The 19,749-nt window shown below is 44.8% G+C and carries 10 protein-coding genes; 4 read left to right on the plus strand and 6 right to left on the minus strand.

Translation table 11 applies throughout. The features are described from left to right. Positions 1–4: 4 nt before the first annotated feature. Positions 5–2,845: a leucine--tRNA ligase gene (gene leuS, locus M2137_RS08425; protein ID WP_280766003.1), complete on the minus strand. Its 2,841-nt coding sequence runs from the start codon at positions 2,843–2,845 to the stop codon at positions 5–7. A gap of 377 nt (positions 2,846–3,222) precedes the next feature. Here leuS and M2137_RS08430 point away from each other — a divergent pair, with 377 nt between their 5' ends. From M2137_RS08430 to M2137_RS08445, 4 genes are all read left to right on the plus strand, one after another. Beyond that, on the plus strand, positions 3,223–4,350 hold the full coding sequence (locus M2137_RS08430; protein ID WP_280766004.1) for a glycoside hydrolase family 88 protein: 1,128 nt from the start codon (positions 3,223–3,225) through the stop codon (positions 4,348–4,350). A 55-nt stretch (positions 4,351–4,405) separates the two neighbouring features. After that, positions 4,406–6,283, plus strand: coding sequence for a BNR-4 repeat-containing protein (locus tag M2137_RS08435; protein ID WP_280766005.1), 1,878 nt, complete (start codon positions 4,406–4,408; stop codon positions 6,281–6,283). Positions 6,284–6,302: 19 nt separating this feature from the next. Continuing rightward, positions 6,303–6,800 carry a GtrA family protein gene (locus M2137_RS08440; protein WP_280766006.1) on the plus strand — a complete coding sequence of 166 codons (498 nt, stop codon included), beginning with the start codon at positions 6,303–6,305 and terminating at the stop codon, positions 6,798–6,800. 169 nt (positions 6,801–6,969) lie between these two features. Then, positions 6,970–9,141, plus strand: a complete 2,172-nt coding sequence (locus M2137_RS08445) for a TlpA disulfide reductase family protein (RefSeq protein ID WP_280766007.1) — start codon at positions 6,970–6,972, stop codon at positions 9,139–9,141. A 113-nt stretch (positions 9,142–9,254) separates the two neighbouring features. On the opposite strand, the gene M2137_RS08450 is transcribed toward M2137_RS08445, so the two are convergent. The 5 genes from M2137_RS08450 to M2137_RS08470 are packed head-to-tail and all read right to left on the minus strand — an operon-like array spanning position 9,255 to position 19,745. After that, positions 9,255–10,277, minus strand: a complete 1,023-nt coding sequence (locus tag M2137_RS08450; RefSeq protein WP_280766008.1) for a BF3164 family lipoprotein — start codon at positions 10,275–10,277, stop codon at positions 9,255–9,257. 12 nt (positions 10,278–10,289) lie between these two features. Further along, entirely contained in the window at positions 10,290–12,665 is a 2,376-nt protein-coding gene (locus tag M2137_RS08455) for an ABC transporter permease (RefSeq protein ID WP_280766009.1), read from the minus strand. A gap of 14 nt (positions 12,666–12,679) precedes the next feature. Beyond that, the gene (locus M2137_RS08460) at positions 12,680–14,995 is read right to left on the minus strand and encodes an FtsX-like permease family protein (protein ID WP_280766010.1); all 2,316 of its coding nucleotides are present in this window, start codon (positions 14,993–14,995) and stop codon (positions 12,680–12,682) included. 14 nt (positions 14,996–15,009) lie between these two features. Next, positions 15,010–17,316, minus strand: coding sequence for an FtsX-like permease family protein (locus tag M2137_RS08465; protein WP_280766011.1), 2,307 nt, complete (start codon positions 17,314–17,316; stop codon positions 15,010–15,012). A gap of 17 nt (positions 17,317–17,333) precedes the next feature. Continuing rightward, positions 17,334–19,745 carry an FtsX-like permease family protein gene (locus tag M2137_RS08470; protein ID WP_280766012.1) on the minus strand — a complete coding sequence of 804 codons (2,412 nt, stop codon included), beginning with the start codon at positions 19,743–19,745 and terminating at the stop codon, positions 17,334–17,336. Positions 19,746–19,749: the final 4 nt, after the last annotated feature.

Genomic DNA, 19,749 nt, shown 5'->3' on the forward strand with positions numbered 1-19,749 from the left:
TTAGTTATATGACGATATTTACAATTTTTCCAGGTACGACAATCACCTTCTTAGGCACCTTGCCGTCCATCCACTTAGCGGAATTATCATGGCTAAGCGCTGCCTTTTCAACATCTTCTTTCTTCATATCAGCCGGTAACTCCAGATTGAAACGGGCTTTCCCGTTGAATGAGATGGCGTATGTTACGCTGTTTTCCTTCAGATACTCTTCGTTGTACGCGGGCCATTCGGCATCGCAAATCGTTGTTTCGTGTCCCAATACATGCCACAACTCTTCCGTGATATGCGGTGCAAAAGGAGCCAACACCACCAACAGCGGTTCGAGGATCGCTTTCTTATTGCATTTCAGGCTGGTCAACTCATTCACACAAATCATAAAGGCACTAATGGATGTGTTGAATGAGAAGTGTTCGATATCCCATGCCACCTTCTTGATCAGCTTGTGCAAGGCTTTCAATTCATCGGCAGTAGCTGCCTCGTCGGTCACCTGAAAGTTTCCTTCCCGGCTATAGAACAGTCCCCAAGTCTTTTTCAGGAAGCGGTGAACACCATCGATACCATTCGTATCCCAAGGCTTGGATTGCTCCAACGGCCCTAAGAACATTTCATACAAACGCAAGGTGTCTGCACCGAACTTATCGACAATCATATCCGGATTCACCACGTTGAACATCGACTTAGACATCTTCTCAATCGCCCATCCGCAGATATATTTATCATCTTCCAGGATAAACTCGGCCGTCTTGTATTCCGGATTCCAGTTACGGAACGCTTCGAGATCCAATATATCATTGCTGACAATATTCACATCAACATGCAACGGAGTCGTTTCATACTGATCTTTCAGGTTCAGCGACACAAACTTATTGGTTCCATTGATGCGATACACAAAATTGGAACGTCCCTGGATCATACCCTGATTGATCAGTTTTTGGAAGGGTTCTTCGTTTTTGATAACCCCCAGGTCGAACAAGAATTTGTTCCAGAAGCGACTATAGATAAGATGACCCGTCGCATGCTCGGTGCCACCCAGGTAGAGGTCGACATTCTGCCAATAAGCATTCACCTCTTTGTCGACCAATGCCTTGTCGTTGTGCGGATCTTCATAGCGAATATAATAGGCCGACGATCCGGCAAAGCCTGGCATGGTGTTCAATTCCAAGGGGAAAATGGTTTTATGATCGATCCGGGCGGTATCCACCACCTCTTCGTTCAGGATATCCCATGCCCAAACCGTGGCATTCCCCAGAGGAGGATCACCGGCCGCTGTAGGCAGGAATCGACTCACTTCCGGCAACTTCAATGGCAACTTATCCAATGGCAGCATCTGTGGCAAGCCATCGGCATCGTAATAAACCGGGAACGGTTCGCCCCAATAGCGCTGACGGCTGAAGATGGCATCGCGCAAACGGAAGTTTACCTTTACCTTACCCAGTTCCTTTTCTTCTACATATTGTTTGGTCTTAGCTATCGCCTCCTGCACCTCCAGGCCATTCAATACCAAACCACCTTCCAGCCCTTTTCCGGGTTGGGGCGAATTGGTCATAATACCCTCTTTGGCATCAAAACTTTCTTCAGAGATATCACAGCCTTCGATCAACGGAATGATCGGCAGATTGAAATGTTTGGCAAACGCATAGTCGCGGCTGTCGTGTCCCGGTACCGCCATAATGGCACCCGTTCCGTAGCCAGCCAACACATAATCGCTGATCCACACGGGTATATCCTCGCCCGTCAACGGATTGACCGCGTAGGCTCCGGAGAAAACACCGGTCACCTTCTTTTCAGCGATACGTTCCCGTTCGGTTTTCTTTTTGGTAGCCGCCTTATAGGCTTCCACCGCTTCTTTTTGATCCGCAGTTGTCAATACATCTACCAATTCACTCTCCGGAGCCAATACCATAAAGGTAACCCCGAAGATCGTATCGGCGCGGGTGGTGAATATAGTGAACTCAACATCCGAATCCTTCACCTTAAACTGCATTTCCGCCCCTTCGCTTCGTCCAATCCAGTTGCGTTGGGTTTCTTTCAAGGAATCGGTCCAGTCGATATTGTTCAAACCGTCTAACAAACGTTGCGCGTATGCCGACACACGCAAACACCATTGGCGCATTACCTTCTGCTCCACCGGATAGCCACCACGCTCGGATACCCCGTTGACCACCTCATCGTTGGCCAAGACAGTACCCAGATCGGCACACCAGTTCACCATCGTATCACCCAGGTAAGCAATCCGGAAATCCAATAACACCTCCTGTTTTTCCTTTTCGCTCATGGCTTTCCACTCGTCGGCGGTGAAGGAATACTTACCTCCGTTGGCCACGTTTAGTCCTCCACCGGTTCCTACCTGTTCGAAAGCGCTGACCAATTCTTCAATCGGACGCGCCTGCTGCTCATCATAGCAATAGTAGCTATTGAACATCTTGATAAACGCCCATTGTGTCCAGTGGTAATAATCCGGTTCGGAGGTACGCACCTCACGGCTCCAGTCGAAACTAAAACCGATCTTATCCATCTGCTCGCGATAGCGGGCGATGTTCTTTTCGGTCGTAATAGCCGGATGTTGTCCGGTTTGTATGGCATATTGTTCGGCCGGCAACCCATAGGCATCGTAGCCCATCGGATGCAATACATTGAAACCTTGCAGTCGTTTATATCTGGAATAAATATCAGAAGCAATGTATCCGAGTGGGTGGCCTACATGTAGCCCTGCCCCTGACGGGTAAGGAAACATATCCAACACGTAGTATTTGGGTTTACTCGCATCTTCTTTTACTTTGTAAACCGCATGGGCATCCCACCAGGCCTGCCATTTCTTCTCAATTTCTCTGAAATTGTACTCCATTTTACTTCTATTCTATCTGATTAAGACAATTAGAGGACACCTCACTCCGCATCCCCTCTCATTTACAGCGCACAAAGTTAGTTATTTATTTGATGCAAACTTACTTCACGAAGCCTATTTTGGGTATAGGAGTATTTCTCTTTTGCGTATTGATTTTAGCCAATTCGACTAAAGAATGGACTCCGCAAGACATAGGCCAACATCTTCACAGCATGTTCGATGAAAGCAATGGAAGCAGATCTTCAAACAGAACTATATCAAGCTTATTTGCCGGATGCTCTTATTATTATTTGAAAATAAATCAGAGGGATACGCATAGATTTGCTTATTTTTGCACAAACAATAGGCATTTACATTATTAATCTATCAAGTGTCATATGAAAAAGATTTTAGTTTTATCTTTTTGTTTTTTCCTTTTTATTGGATGTACAACAAAACAAGAAACTCCGGCTTACTCACCGGAAGCGGTTATTGAGATTATTCACAAAGTAAACAACTATTGGCAAACCAATAATCCCAAACATGGAGATGCCTTTTGGCACCGGGCGGCTTACCATACGGGAAATATGGAGGCCTACAAATTGACCCAAAAGCCCGAATACCTGACCTTCTCCGAGGCTTGGGCAGAACATAACGAATGGAAAGGGGCTAAATCGGACAACAAAGAGGAATGGCGTTATTCGTATGGAGAGCGCGATCAATATGTGCTCTTTGGCGATTGGCAAACCTGCTTCCAGGTTTATGCAGATCTGTATCAGATAGAACCGGCGGAACATAAGATCGCTCGTGCCCGTGAGGTGATGGAATATGAGATGAGCACTCCAAACAATGACTATTGGTGGTGGGCAGATGGCCTCTATATGGTGATGCCGGTCATGACCCGTATGCATAAAATCACCAAAAACGAATTGTATCTGGATAAGATGTATGAATATCTACAGTTCTCCGATAGTATTATGTACGATGCGGAAGCCGGTCTTTACTACCGGGATGCCAAATATGTATATCCCAAGCATACCACTCCCAGCGGAAAGAAAGACTTCTGGGCACGTGGCGATGGTTGGGTACTGGCCGCTTTTGCCCGTGTATTGGAAGATCTGCCGGAAACAAATGCGCATCGCGATTTTTACATCGAACGTTTTCAGACCATAGCCCAAGCCGTAGCCGCCAGCCAGCAACCGGAAGGCTATTGGACGCGCAGCATGTTGGATCCTGAGTTTGCCCCGGGACCGGAGACCAGCGGAACGGCTTTCTTTACCTATGGAATCGTTTGGGGAGTGAATAATGGTTTATTGGACGAAGCGGAGTATAAACCGGTGATCGATAAAGCCTGGAACTACTTAGTGACCGTCGCGCTTCAGGAAGATGGCAAACTGGGGTATGTGCAGCCGATTGGCGAAAAAGCCATTCATGGACAGGTGGTCGATGCCAATTCACAAGCTGATTTTGGTGTAGGTGCTTTCCTGTTGGCTGCTTGCGAAATGGCAAGGTATGCCGGCCGGTAAACAAGTAGCTTTACTGTTTCTATAAAATATAACAAACTATTTATTCCTTTGATTTATGTACAAAAGACTATTACTCCTGTTTCTGTGTATGATCACCGCGACCACCTCTTGGTGTGAGAATAAACAAAACGTATTAACAGAAGAGGGCGCCTGGTGTTGGTTTGCTGATCCGCGGGCTATCCATTATGCCAATGAGAAAGGCACCATCAACAATACCTATATCGGTTATATCGATGTATATGGCAATATCAAAGCCACGCAGATCGACCATTTGAGAGGGACGACAAATGAGGTATTGATCCGTTCCTATTTTCAACCCGACGATCATAACAACCCCACCTTCTTAGTCTTGCCGGATGAACGGATCATGATCTTTTATTCGCGGCATACTGATGAGCCCTGTTTCTATTATCGTATCTCACAAAAGGCGGGCGACATTACGACGTTAGGGAAAGAGGTAAGGCTGGAAACGAATCATAATACCACCTATCCATCTCCTTTTATCTTATCGGAAGATCCTGATCATATCTATCTTTGCTGGCGGGGGATAGGCTGGCATCCGACTATCGCGCGCTTGACCATGCCTGATAAAAACGATGAAGTACGGTTTGACTGGGGACCGCATCAGATCGTGCAATCGCAAAAGGGCGGTAGAGGAGTGCGGCCTTACGCTAAGTATATGTCGAACGGAAAAGACCGGATATACCTGGCCTATACGACTACTCATCCGGATAATCAATCAGTGAACTATCTTTATTTCAATTATGTCGATATAAATACGCATGCGTTGAAAGATATAAAAGGGAATCAGTTGGCAACGATAGGCAGCGGAACGCTTCATAATGTAGAGGCAACGGCCGATTATAAGAGTAATCATCCGGATGCAGTCGTAGAAGATGCTCCTTACCGCAACTGGCTCTGGGAGATCTCTATGATTGATGAGCAGCGTCCTGTTATTGCCATGGTGCGAATCAATGAAGACAAAACGTCACACGATTATTATCATGTGAAATGGAACGGTAGCGAATGGAGAAAAACATTCCTGACAAATGCCGGAGGGCACTTCCATCAGACGCCCACGATTGAGAAATGTTACAGCGCTGGTATGGCGATCGACAAAACCAATCCGGATGTGATCTACGCTTCGGTACCGGTGAAAGGCAAATATGGAAAGGTGTATGAATTGAAGAGATATGAGGTAGAAACGTATGGTACCCTGGCTTCTTCCGAGCAATTAACATTCGATTCGCCGAAGAACAACGCGCGTCCTTTTGTGATTTATAATATCGGAGATCAACCGCAGCTGGCCTGGATGCATGGCGACTACTATGATTGGATTGTCAGCTCTTCGCGTCCGAACGGTTACCCGACGGCTATTCATACCAATATGGAGATCCCCGCTGGGCGCATAGACCTGGAGAAAGACCTATTGTTGCAAAAACGTATCGGCAGGGTTTCCACCGAACGAAAGGAAAAGATCCGCACACGCAAATCCGACAGCTTCACCATAGCCCTGACTCTCTCCATCGATCACGATGCCTATTATGGAAATATCATAGCCATGAAGGGCTTCTCTTACGGACTTCCTACGGAAGGAAATCCTAAGCCTTGTATTGAGGTAGGAGGGAAGAATTATTCGAGTACCAATCTGTTGGCCAATTCGGCTATTTGGAAAACACAAAACAGAGGTACCGGTGGGCATTGGTACACCCCCGGGAAATTAGATAAATTCCACCTTGTTATAAGTTATGAAAAGGGTATCTTGAGAACCTATATCAACGGATTGCTCGATCAGTCGATCGAGGTGAAAGGTTTATCCCTTTCGGATATAACGATAGGAGGCTTTGAAGGTGTGATTAATACGATTCGGATATATAAACGCGTCTTGTCTCAAAGTGAGATTAAGCTATTTTTACTACCTTTGTCCAAATGATAAAGCAAAAAAAGTCAAGGTGAAGGTACTTATTGAAAAGATCATTGGTTGGTTTTATTTCCCTATATTCCGAAAGTTCATACCTTATGATACGTTCAAATACGCGGTATGTGGGGGAGGCAATATGGTGTTGGATATCCTGCTCTATTTCCTTCTTTATAACTTTATCTTTGATAAGCAAAACCTGGATCTGGGATTTGTGACTATCTCGCCGCATATCGCCGCTTTCTTGACAGTCTTTCCTATCACCTTTCTGACCGGTTTTTGGCTCAATAACGGAGTGGTGTTCAAAGGATCGCCCATGAAAAACAGCACCAAGTTCTCCCGCTATCTGTTGGTGGTTCTTACTAGCCTGCTTATTAACTATTGGGGATTGAAATTCTTTGTGGATTATCTTCATTTCTATCCCACACCCTCCAAATTCCTCGTGACCATTATTTGTACATTAGTCAGCTACCTTTCCCAACGCCATTTCACTTTCCGTCATTACGAGCGTTCGGAGTTTTCCGAGAAATAAGCTCTTTTGTGCCTCTTTTCTTGTTTTAAAAAAAACATACATATTTACAGTATGTGATTTGTTTATCAAAAAAATAATCAAAAAAGTGCTTGTTGATTACGATGTATTCGTATATTTGAAAACACGAGTTTTGGTTTACTTTTTTTGCATGAGTAAAATCTATTAATATATGAAAAAGAAAAGTTTATTGTTCTTTATGCTGTTTCTGGTAGGAGCAGTAGGTCTGTCGGCTCAAAAGGTGGTGGTGACAAACCCAGTTTATGAGTTCAATTCTTCGGGCATTACCAATGTGTCCAAAATTGAAATCACTCCAAAGGAGACACGTCTCCATATTCATTCGACATTTATTCCCCACTGGTGGGTACATTTTTCTCATAATACCTTTATTGAGGATGCGGATACGGGTGAACGTTATGTGGTTACCGGTATGGAAAAAGGGGAGTTAGAGAAGCAGATTTATATGCCGGCATCGGGCGATTCTACGATGATCCTTATTTTCCCTCCGTTGGATACCAAAAAGGTAAAGAGGATACATTATGGCGAAGATGATAACACCATCGTCTACGGTCTTTCCCTGAATCCCAAGGCGAAAGCAGCTCCGAAGGGAGAGGTGCCTGCCGAGGTGACTCAATGGATAGAGGCAGAACTGAAAAAAGCGGAAAAGCAGACATTAGTCGACCTGGATAGCGAGGCGTTCTTCTCCCGTCAACCGGCTCGCTTGATCGGTTACATAAAGGGGTATACGCCTCAAGCCGGGTTCACATCGGGGATCGTCTATGCCGAAAATGAATTGACGCGGGAGAGTTCCCCGGTTGTTATTCAGATACATGAAGATGGCCGATTCGAAGGAGAGATACCGTTGATACACCCGATCTATAAGTATGTTATATTCCAGAACCAAAATGTCAACTTCTACATCGAACCGGGACAAACCTTATCGATGGTGATCGACTGGGAGGAGTTTCGTCATGCAGATCGTTACCGCAATCGTCGGTATATGTTCAAGGATATCCGTTTCTCCGGCGCAGCCGGGGAGGTCAACAAGGAATTGGCGAATATAGAAAGCCGTCTTCCCGACTTCAATTTCGGCAAACTGTATGATAATTTTTCGTTGGATGCGGATAAATACACCTTACTGTTGGATTCGATCATGCACGACAGACAGGAAGCGCTCCGGGAAATACTCGACACAGAACAGTTACTTTCCCATACACGGGCGATCTTACAGGCAGAGAGTTTGATTCGATATTATTCCTATCTGTTTGAATACGAAATAAATTACACGCGTAGTCGCATGCAAGGGGAAGAAACAGAGCAGAAATCGTTGCCAGCCTCTTTTTACAGTTTTCTACATAAGATACCTCTTAACGACCAAAAACTTCTGATCGCTTCCTCCTTTAGTATGTTTTTGAACCGTTTAGAATACGCCAATATATTCATGGAAGGAAGAACGGCTGTAAGCGTTGTGCAAGAACCGGAGATAAATTTGGGTGAGTATTTATATGGTGAGTTGGGCTTGGAGATGGATGCCGATGATAAAGCTTATTTCTCGATTCAGCATACCAATGAAGGTGTATTTACACCGAATGAAGAGCAAATTAAGATGATGCATGCATTCAGCGAGAAATACAAAAAACAGATTGAAAGCTATGTAGCAAAATACATGGGGCTGATGGGATATAAAGAGAAAACCCTTGCTTACTGGCATTACAAAGACTCCATCTATACAGAAGTATTGAAACTGGCACCCAGCCTGACGTATGATATCACGAAACTGCGTGAGATGAAATTCGATTTTGAGCAGATGGAGAAAGAAGATGGTTTGGATCTTTTGAGCAAGCTGATCCTGCCTATCCCGAATAGCTTCCTGAAAGCCGAAGGGGTACGTCTTTATAACGATATGTATGCCGCTAAATCAAATGGCGCTTATAAGTTGCCTCCGGGAAAAGGAACGGATATCTTCCGCAGCATGACTGACCAGTTCAAAGGGAAATATATCTTTGTAGACTTCTGGGCAACGACCTGTGGCCCCTGCATCGGCGGGATCAAAAGCCAAAAAGAGGCTCGCGCCAAATACAAAGACAGCCCGGATGTAGCCTTTCTGTTTATCACCAATGATAGAGAGTCTCCCTTGAATGATTATGAGAAGTTTGTGGAAGAACAGGAACTTACCAATGTCTACCGGATCAAGCAGGACGACTATTTGTATCTACGGGAGTTGTTCAAATTCAACGGCATCCCCCGCTATGTAATGGTCGACCGCGAAGGACGTATCATGGACGATAACTTCCAGATGCATAACTTCGAATATGCTCTTCAGAAGGCATTGAAAGAGGAGTAAAATAAGGGGGAATCCCGATCTTGTGAATGGGAATTCCCCCTTTTCTCGGAGTTCTCCGAGAAATAAAAACCTTTTGTTTACTTTTCAATTCAAACCATCGAAGCTTAAACCTCCTATAACTTATACCGGACAACATCCCTACCCTCTTCTTCATTCTCGGCAAGGGTGATGAGATAGTGGTCGTCTGCATCGACTTGCAGATTGCGGATGCTTCGATCGACCTGCAGGTTGCGGATGTGCATCCCTTCCCAGTTGAACACAAGGATGGTGGAAAGGGTTGAATAATTGCTGCTGCCATCATACAGGCAATAGATATAGTTCATAGAACAGGTGATGTCGAGAAAGCATTTTACACTTTTCTCCACATTATGCACCTCCCCGGAAGGGTCAAACTCGGGAAAGATAAAGCTGTCGCCATACGGCATTGGTTTTATCATATCGCCGTTCAAATCGTAAAAATTAACAATATTGATATAACGTGCTGCAGCCACGATCACCCCTTTTTCTTCATTAACACAAATGGCGGAAGCATGCGGATTGCTCCTGGTTCGTCTATAATCCAAATGGGGTATAAGCGGATAAGCCGGCACGTGATAGAAACCGGTACGGGGATGAAAGGAAAAAAAGATTGTTCCCGGATTGGGTGTGAGCCCAACGGCATAGGTCTCCTCTTCCGTGATCAGGGGAAAGCGACTTTCGATCATTTTTTTATCAAACGACGTAGAGGCCACAGGCGTAAAAACAGTATCATCGGTCTTCCTTAAATCATACTGATCGATACGGCGTAAGGTATTATTCCACACTGAGATCCGGTTTTTCTCCTCCCGTTCTGCATAATTATAATGAACAAAAGAGGGATAGAGACGCACACTGGGCTCTCCCTCCTGCATGCCTGCACCAATGAACGACATATCATGCCGGCTATAAACCGAGATCAAGGTGTCACCCTGATTGCTGAGAAAAATATAATAATCGCCAACAATGGCCAGATCATGAAAACGGCAATGGTTTCCGCCTGCCAACAACACTTCGCCCGTCAACCGACAGTCGATCTTCAGGGACACCGTATCATTGCCTTTCTTCTGACAAGAAAAGCAGATCAACAAACTCACAACAAATAGGACAATCTTTTTCATAAGACAAATAAATTATTCGGAACGTATGACAACCGCCGGATTGGTCTGTGTAGCTTTCCGGATCTGAATGACAAGTGTCAATAATGAAACAACCGCCGTTAGAGCCAAAGCTACCACAAACAACCACCAGGCGAATGATGCTTTATAAGCAAACCCTTCGAGGTATTTTGTGATGGCCAGCCAGGAAATGGGGGCGGCAACCAGAAAAGAGATACCCAATAGCTTCACATATTTATATAAAAGCAAGCACATAATCAGTCCGGAATCAGCACCATTGATCTTGCGTATGGCGATTTCATGGAAGCGCTGTTGCACATCAAAGAGCGAGAGGCTGAACAATCCCATGATAGAGATCAAGATAGCAATCAAAGCGAAAAAGGAGAGTATATTGACCAATTGCTTATCGGCATCGTACAAGGCTTTCATCTCCTCTTCGAACAGCGAGTATGTAAAGGCATTTCCCGAAATATCACTAAAGATAGTTTGTAACAACCTTAATGTTTCCTGTCGCTTTCCGGGAACATGTTCAACCAAAAGACCATTCTGCATACCTCCTCCATAATATTTAAACATCAGAGGTACTGTCTTTTGAGAGAGGTGTTGCACATGATAATCTTTCACAATGCCAATCACCCGGTACTCACAGGGTTGCGACTCATCTATGCCTGTGTACCAAACAAGGAAGCGATCTGTTTGCACCACCGCGTTCTCCAGGTTGGTGATACCCAGCAACTCACAAGCCGATTCATTCAGAATAACATCCATTCCCCTGAAATTATCTATACTGTCATTATACAAACGTCCCTCTTTCAATTGAATATCCAATAGTTTAAAGTAGGCACCCGACGCGGTTATATTCTTTACCTCTTGTCGTTTTTGCCCAGGGGTTCTGACGTATGTCATATAGGAGGGAATCACAGAAGGCAGATTATTGAATGTATAGTTTACGACCCATGGAGAAGCCTTAAGTGACTCCTCGATGAAACCGCTCTTTCTGTTGTATTCATTCCATTGCGCCATAGTGCTGCCTGTTGGAGCAGACACGGGAGGCACAAAAATGATATTCTCTGTTTGAATACCCGGATCCACATTCAACATAAACCGGAGCTGCCGGACAAAAAAGAGGGAAAGGATAACCAAACAGAAGGTTATGACATATTGCAGGCATAAAAAGATATCCCGGGAAAGGGTTGCCACCCCGTTTTTCCCCACAAAACGCAGGGAGACAACAGGTGGTGCATAATTGTAACGCACAAAAGGAAATATCGTTGTCAGAAGCGGCAACAGAAACAAGATCACCAGGGAGAGAGTGAGATCGAACAGGGCGTTGGGTATGACCTCCAAACGCAAATAGCTACCAAACAAGAGCGTGCCTATCTCCACCAAAAACCATCCGACCAACAATGCCAAGCCAGCCATAAGGAAGTTCTCGACATACAACTGGAGAGCCACCTGATGCCCATTGGCGCCAAACACCTTTTTCATGCCGAACTCACGCCCGCGCTTAAGTACGATGACCGTATAGATATTGACAAAGTTAAACAATCCGATAAGCAACAAAAGCAACGACATACCGGTAAGGAGATAGAGCTGTTTCATATCGCCTTTATCATATGAACCGTCAAACAAACTAATTCCGGGGGTAAAATACAATTCTTTAAGCGAATAGAAACGGGGGCGGCTGCGGCTCTCCTCATATTCAGTTTTTCTAAACTTACTGTACTTCTCGTTGAAAGACTGAATGTCACAGTTTTCCTTCAATCTCACAAAACAGACAGAGCCTCTTATTTTTGCCATTCTTGGATCATTGGAAAGCAGTATATCAAACCCAAAAGAGGCTTTCGTAGCAGGTTTTCCAAAGACACCCGTCACCGTAAGCACATTATCCAAAGAGGAGGTGAATGTCTTACCGATAGGATCTTCATTTCCAAACAAACGTTTTGCCTGCTCCTCCGAGACAATGGCTTCATTCGGTTGTATCAACAAACGGGGTCTATTCTGTTTCAAGATAGGCAGACTGACAATGTTAAGATAATTGGAGTCTACCATGGCCGACGAAAGGGTATAGTGTGTCTCCTCGAGGGTGATCATATCCCTCTCGTTCGGATAGATGACAGAAAAAAGTTCAATGTCTATATCATCCATCGGATCAGGAGAAAAATAACCACTGATATTTATCAGCTGAATGTTACTGTTGTCTTCTTTCTCATGAGCAGAGATACAAACCTTCTGATAGTTATCAATGTAATGATCGGTCGTTATCTCGCTATATACAAAACGCGTAATCAATATAAAACAGGCAAGACTTAACCCCAACCCCAGAATATTCACCAGGGTATAAAGCCTGAAATGCGTAAGCGACCGGATAGCTAAAAGAATTATTTTCATATACTATCTGTTCTTTATTCTGTTTTAATTGTCTCCGCGGGGTTGGTACGGGCCGCTTTGTAGATGCGCCAGCCGACACAGAGGAGGATGGTCAATGCCATAAAAAGGGCAATAGCAACGTATATCCACCAGTCAATGGAGGCCTGCATCACGTAGGATTCTATCCAACGCTTCATAATCAAGTAGCCTATCGGGAAGGCTATCCCCATCGCCAGACAGAGGAGCAACATATATTTCTTCCAGATCATTCCGAAGATCGTTTGTATATCAGCACCGTTCACCTTACGGATAGCAATCTCTTTCCGACGCTTCTCGCAATCGAGTGTCACCAATGAGAACAAACCGAAAAGGGAGATAAGGATGCAAATCACCGAAATAAAGTCGAGGATGCGGATCAACGCATTTTCGGATGCCAGCATTTTGTCGTATTCTTCCTCCATATTTGTAATCGAAAAGGATTGAATGGTCGGATTGGCAGCTATGATATCACCGATTTGCTGTTTACATTCTTTCCATGAGCCAGGGGCATATTGAAACAAAACCGAAAAAGAAGAAGGACCGCCATAACTCGTATCAAACCCGAATAACATGGAGTATATCGGTTCTGTCGGAGATGCAATAAAAAAATCTTGTATAACGCCGGCAATAATCTTTCCCGAATCCCACTCAATCATCTTACCTACAGGATTTTCCAACCTCATAGCTTTTACCGCCGTTTCATTGATCAGGACATGTTGCGCATCTCCATCGTCAGGTATACTGCCGGCAATTAGTTTGAATCCATAAAAATCGAAATAGGCACGACTACAATCGTAAAGATGAAAGGTTACATTCGGTGCTGCTTCCTGCTTCCCCTCCCATTGGCTTATCGACATGGAAATGTTTGCAGTTACGGGTAGTAAAGGAGGCTCTTTGCCGGCATAGACTTCGGTAATACAAGGCTTCTGTTTCAGTTGATCCGTGAATGCCTCCAAACCCGGATATACTCTGGCTACCGCCCGGTTTTCGCGTGCGATTCCCATCTCTACCGTGCGCAGATGGTGGATTTGTTTCATAAGAACGACCGAACAAAAGATAATACCGATAGAAATAATAAGCTGACACAGAATACCTATCTGTTGGAAAGACCTCTTTCCTCTTCCCTTGCGTCCTCCTTTCATCATCTGATCAAGGCTGGTTTTCCGGAAATAATAGATGGGGATTAGGGAAACAAGGAAAAAGACCAGAGATAATAGGATGGAATAGGTTAGCGCTTCCAAATAGATAGAAAACCTATTGGCCGTTATTTCTGAGACATCTTTAAACAAAGGGAATAAGATTTCTATACATATCATGCCAATGAATATCGCCCCAAAAAGCGTCAAGAAGTATTCTACGGAGAACAACCATAACAGGTTCAGGTTGGAAGAACCACAAACCTTACGCAGTCCCAATTCACGGGAGCGAATATTGATACGGATTAGAAACAGATTCAGGTAGTTAAACAGGGCGCAGATCACCAACAGCCCTCCTGCAATAGCAAACCACACCAGGTGATTAAAGTGAAAGGATGTCTCCCTGATTGGCTTTTCATAACGTATTTTATTGATAGGAGTTATCAGAAGATCTTTATAAACAGATCCTTCCGCGTAGTGAATTTCCAATTGTTCCAGTTTTTCCCGGAACGCTTCCACATCGACCCCCTCTTTTATTTTTATAAAAGTATACCAGGCCATGAAGCCCCACTCTGCTAAAAGCCTGTCGGACATAACTGTTTCAAAAGGCATATTGCTATGCCCTGGCCAGTCTTTCAGTATCGCAACAATCGTTTTCTCATTATTTCCGCCCGTTAATAATGTCTTGCCCAGAGGATCTTCATGAGGGAATAAACGCTTAGCAAACTGTTCGGTGATAGCAATATTGTCTGATTTTTCGATCAGGAAATCATCGGTTCCTTTCAATATTTGCATAGGGAATATCTGTAAGAATTGCTTATTAGTCACAAAGCAGAAAGGCGTTAATTCCTCATTGTTGTGATTATAGCTATACTCAGAATATCTGCAATTGCCACTTGTTTCTACCTCCGGGAAATTATTTCTTAGATATTCCGCCAGAGGATAGGGTGTTTGTTGGCTCACGCCACTGGAGTGGTGTCCAGAAAACTGTCGCACCATATAGATCCGCTCCGCATCTTGGTGGAAAGCATCATACGTCAATTCATACCGGATCCAGATCGAAGCCAATACAAAGCAGGCAAAACCGACAGCCAATCCGACAATACTGATGATAGATTGTGTTTTATAACGTAGAAGATTTCGCCAGGCAACTTTGATGTAGTGCAGTAATATCATGGTTCGTTCTATTTTTATTCCGTTTTAATCGCTTCCGCGGGGTTGGTACGAGCCGCTTTATAGATGCGCCAGCCGACACAGAGGAGGATGGTCAATGCCATAAAAAGGGCAATAGCAACGTATATCCACCAGTCAATGGAGGCCTGCATCACGTAGGATTCTATCCAGCGCTTCATAATCAAGTAGCCTATTGGGAAGGCTATCCCCATCGCCAGACAGAGGAGCAACATATATTTCTTCCAGATCATTCCGAAGATCGTTTGTATATCAGCACCGTTCACCTTACGGATAGCAATCTCTTTCCGACGTTTCTCGCAATCGAGTGTCACCAATGAGAACAAACCGAAAAGAGAGATAAGGATGCAAATCACCGAAATAAAGTCGAGAATGCGGATCAATGCGTTTTCGGATGCCAGCATTTTGTCGTATTCTTCCTCCATATTTGTAATCATAGAGAACCAGCTCGTTTGGTTTTTTATTATAACATCATCGATTTGCTGTTTGCATTCTTTCCATTTCCCTTCGCTGTATTTGAGCAAAATAATTTGTCCACCATAGTCCTTTTTCCTAAAATGGAATAGCATAGGTTGTATAGGTTCTGTAGGCGATGAGATAAAGAAATCCTGCACAACACCTGTTATTACCGGACCCGATTCGCTCATGATACTCTTACCGACAGGGTCATCCATACCCAACGCCTTTGCCGCCGATTCGTTGATAAGTACCTTTTTCTCTTCTCCATCTTCGGGCATACTGCCGGCGATCAGTTTGAATCCGTAATAATCAAAATAGGCATGACTGCAATCAATTTGGCGAAGTGTGACATCCGATGCCCCCTCCTGTCTTCCTTCCCATTGGTTGATTGATAGATGCGCACTACCAAAGCTGGGTACCAAAGGTTCCTCCATTCCTCCATATATCTCCGTAATAGTGGGTATTTGTGCAAGGAGATCTTTCAGCTCTGCTACCGGAGGGGAAGTACGGACAACCGCCCGGTTTTCGCGTGCAATTCCCATTTCTGCCGTGCGCAAATGGTGGACTTGCTTGATAAGAACGACCGAACAAAAGATAATACCGATGGATATAACAAGCTGGCACAGAATACCTGCCTGTTGAAAACCTCTTCTGTCTCCCCCTTTCTTCCCTCCTTTCACCATCTGATGGAGGCTGTGGCGACGAAAATAATAGATCGGGAGAAGAGATACAAGAAAGGACAAAAGAGCGATAACGGCAGAATATCCAATAGCCTCCAAGTAAATGGAGAGGCGGCTCGTATTTATCTCAGATATCTCTTTGAAAAACGGGAGTATTAACTCCAGCAATGTCAACCCTAACAAAATCGCCCAAAAGAGAGTAAATAAAAACTCTACTGAGAAGAGCCAGAGCAAATGCCGGTTGGAAGAGCCGCAAACCTTGCGTAATCCCAGTTCCCGAGAGCGAATACGCATACGGGTAACAAATAGGTTTAGGTAATTAAACAGCGCACAGAGCACCAATAATCCCCCCGCAATGGCAAACCATATCAGATGATTGAAATGCAACGCTGTCTCCTTAAAGGGATTTTCATAACGTATTTTACTAATTGGGGTCATCTTCAATCCTTTGTAGACCGAGTTGTCACCCGGGTGGATAACTAACTCCTCCAGTTTCTGCCGGAAAGCTTCCACATCGACCCCCTCGTGCAATTTTATAAAGGTATGCCAGCTCGTATAGCCCCAGCTTGACTCACTCCAGACGGGACTTACCATATCAAAAGAGAAGTTGCTATGCATCGGCCAGTTTTTCACTACTGCAACGATCGTTTTCTCTTCTCTGGATACGTTTAATGTCTTTCCTATCGGACTCTCTTTACCATAGATTTTTTTTGCTATTCGCTCCGTAATGGCAATATTATCTGCTTTGTCTATCAAGAAATCCTCTGTCCCTTCTACTATCTGAATCGGAAACATCTGGAGAAACTTCTTTCCTGCACCTAAAGTATAAGTATCCTGAAGTGAATTGCCTAATTGATACTTGTCCAATCCATACTGGCAGTTAGCTGCCAATTCTACCTCCGGCAAATTATTTTCCAGATACTCTGCCAGAGGGAAAGTGGTATATTGGGACAACCCACCCGGGGAATGTTCAGACAGCTTACGCACCATATAGATCCGTTCCGTATCTTGGTGAAAAGTATCATACGTCAATTCATACCGGATCCAGATCGAAGCCAATACAAAGCAGGCAAAACCGACAGCCAATCCGACAATGCTGATGATAGATTGTGTTTTATAGCGTAGTAGATTTCGCCAGGCAACTTTGATATAGTGTGGTAGTATCATTTCTTATATGTTGTTCTTTATTCCGATTTAACCGCCTCCGCCGGGTTTATCCGGGCTGCTTTCCTTACCTGCTGGAAGATTGAAAGGATAACAATGGCTGAAGTCAACAGGAAAACAAGGACAAACATACCCACAGAAAGAGAGACATGGTAGGCATAGGTTTCTAGCCAACGCTTCATCAGTATATATCCGAAAGAGAGGGCAAAGGTATTTCCGATAATAGCCAAAACAAGGTATTCGCGGAAGAATATCTGCATAATATGGGCAACGCCCGCTCCATTCACCTTGCGGATAGCTATTTCTTTCTTTCGCTGTTCGGTAGAGAGGGATACCAGGGAATAGATGCCGAAAGAAGATATCAGGATACAGAGAAAGGCAAGCAGACTAAACAGGGTAAAGATCACCTTCTCCGGTTTATTAAAGGTGTCGACAAGGGCAGAGAGTTCGATAAACCGCTTGTCGATATTCACCTCATTGCGGTTTACCCGCCCGGTCACCTGTTCGATATGCGCCATCACCTCTTTCTTTTTGCCCGGTTGATAACGCACATATATATAATGTGCCGGGAAATTTCTTATCTCTTTCTCTGTCAATAATTGGAAGAACACCGGTTGGATCGGATATTGGAAAGGACAATAGTAATAGTCATTGACAACACCACACACCCGGGTCACTTCCGTATTTGTGATATGCTGAGGCGTCAACATCGGACGCTCGGTCAGATCCTGATAGCCCAGTTCGTTGAATCCCTTCTCGTTGACCAGGTAGTTGCGGCTGTTCTCGCCCGTCAGCCAGTCGCCACGTTGCAACTTTATACCAAAGAGATCAAAGAAGTCTTCATCCACAAACATCAGGTTCCATTCTTTCAGGTTCGCCATATCCGCTTCGGAGAAAACAAATTTCTGAGTGATCATGCTGCCGTAATAGTCGCCCATTTCTGTCAACACCGCACTGTTCACGGCCGTATAGGTCACCTTTTCCACCGCCGGATGATTCAATAGTTCCGGTTTTAAGGTCGACAGGTTCTCCTCATAAGCGGTCGAAAAGCCCATATCTATTTGAATAACGTTCTCATAATCCAATCCCCTGTCGGTAAACAAAACAAAGCGAAGCTGCTGAAACAGCACAATGCTACTCAGGAAAAACAGGGAGCCTATAAATATCTGCCCTACGATCAAGCCCTTCTTCAGTATCACCGGGTTAGCTGTTTGCCTGCGGATCATGTGGCGGATGGGGAAATAGCAGAGAACAGAAAAGACAACCGCACTGATAATCATATAAAAGAAAGTATTCGAAAAGAATGGAACACGCTTGATCGACTGGTTTACCCCTTCATAAATCCCATAATCATTCCAGGCGGTGTAGTCGCGGTAATAGGGAAAGAGTATCTCTATAAAGCAATAGGTCAGCATAAAACCCAATACCATCGGCAGGAATAGTTCTATCCAACCCTTCAACATCATATTGCGGGGCGAAGCGCCAAAGCTCTGGTGCGTCAGGTTCTTGCGCTGTTTTCGTTGTTGCTGTCCGATGAAAAGGACTAAGATATTCAACAGAGAACTCACAAACGCCATCAATCCCGCCAGAGCTAATATGCCGATATTACGGATACGGTTCTCCAGTTCCGAATGGGTTGTGAGGTGTGCCTCGGCAGCCGAACGCAAACGGATCACCCAGTTTGCTGCCTCTTCCAGCTTTCCTCTTCGTGTCTCTGCCTGACTCTTATAGGCATTCAATTTATCATGTACCCTGTCGACAGAGGCATCTTCCCGCAAGCGCACATAAACCGTTGCCCGGTTTACATAACTCTGCGGATCAGGGTGTATCGTCTGCAACACAATATACTGGAAACGAATCTCGGTATGGGGCGGATAATCTTTCACCACCCCGACAATCACCGGTTGCCAATTCTCTCTGAGTGGCAACACCTGCCCCACACAATTTACAGAGCCATAGAAGCGCCGCGCAAGGCTCTCGGTAATAACAACCGACTGCCCATCGGGAGCTACACCCTGGTAAGTACCGCTCAGGAACTCAGACATGAAAACATCAAAGAACTCGCGGTCGGCAAAAAGGCCATATAAAGAGACCACATCTCCTTTCCAGTTCAGCTTTGCCCAGGTCGTAGAGAAGGTTGCTTTTGCCTCTATCTCCGGCAGAAGGGTAAAGAGTTGCTCGCGGTCGGCCAGGTTCAACTGGTTCAACTCCGAAGGCATGCCGTTTGCCTTCTTGCCGATTCCGGTAGTCGTCAGACAATAGAGACGGTCACTTTCCGGATGAAACGTGTCGAAGTTATGTTCCCACCAATACCAGTAGCCCCCGAAAACAAATGCAGTGAAACCCAATGCCAAGCCAACAATACTTACGATCGATTGCATTTTATACCGGATCATCTCCCGGTAACTGGTTTTAATGTAGTGTAGTAACATATTC

The sequence above is a fragment of the Parabacteroides sp. PFB2-10 genome (assembly GCF_029893085.1).
Lineage (GTDB): Bacteria > Bacteroidota > Bacteroidia > Bacteroidales > Tannerellaceae > QVMG01.

Bases quoted from the DNA above. Each gene is read 5' to 3' on its own strand.
- M2137_RS08435 (WP_280766005.1), top strand. From the start codon at position 4,406: ATGTACAAAAGACTATTACTCCTGTTTCTGTGTATGATCACCGCGACC.
- M2137_RS08465 (WP_280766011.1), bottom strand. From the start codon at position 17,316: ATGATACTACCACACTATATCAAAGTTGCCTGGCGAAATCTACTACGC.
- M2137_RS08455 (WP_280766009.1), bottom strand. From the start codon at position 12,665: ATGAAAATAATTCTTTTAGCTATCCGGTCGCTTACGCATTTCAGGCTT.
- M2137_RS08450 (WP_280766008.1), bottom strand. From the start codon at position 10,277: ATGAAAAAGATTGTCCTATTTGTTGTGAGTTTGTTGATCTGCTTTTCT.
- M2137_RS08430 (WP_280766004.1), top strand. From the start codon at position 3,223: ATGAAAAAGATTTTAGTTTTATCTTTTTGTTTTTTCCTTTTTATTGGA.
- M2137_RS08445 (WP_280766007.1), top strand. From the start codon at position 6,970: ATGAAAAAGAAAAGTTTATTGTTCTTTATGCTGTTTCTGGTAGGAGCA.
- M2137_RS08460 (WP_280766010.1), bottom strand. From the start codon at position 14,995: ATGATATTACTGCACTACATCAAAGTTGCCTGGCGAAATCTTCTACGT.
- leuS (WP_280766003.1), bottom strand. From the start codon at position 2,845: ATGGAGTACAATTTCAGAGAAATTGAGAAGAAATGGCAGGCCTGGTGG.
- M2137_RS08470 (WP_280766012.1), bottom strand. From the start codon at position 19,745: ATGTTACTACACTACATTAAAACCAGTTACCGGGAGATGATCCGGTAT.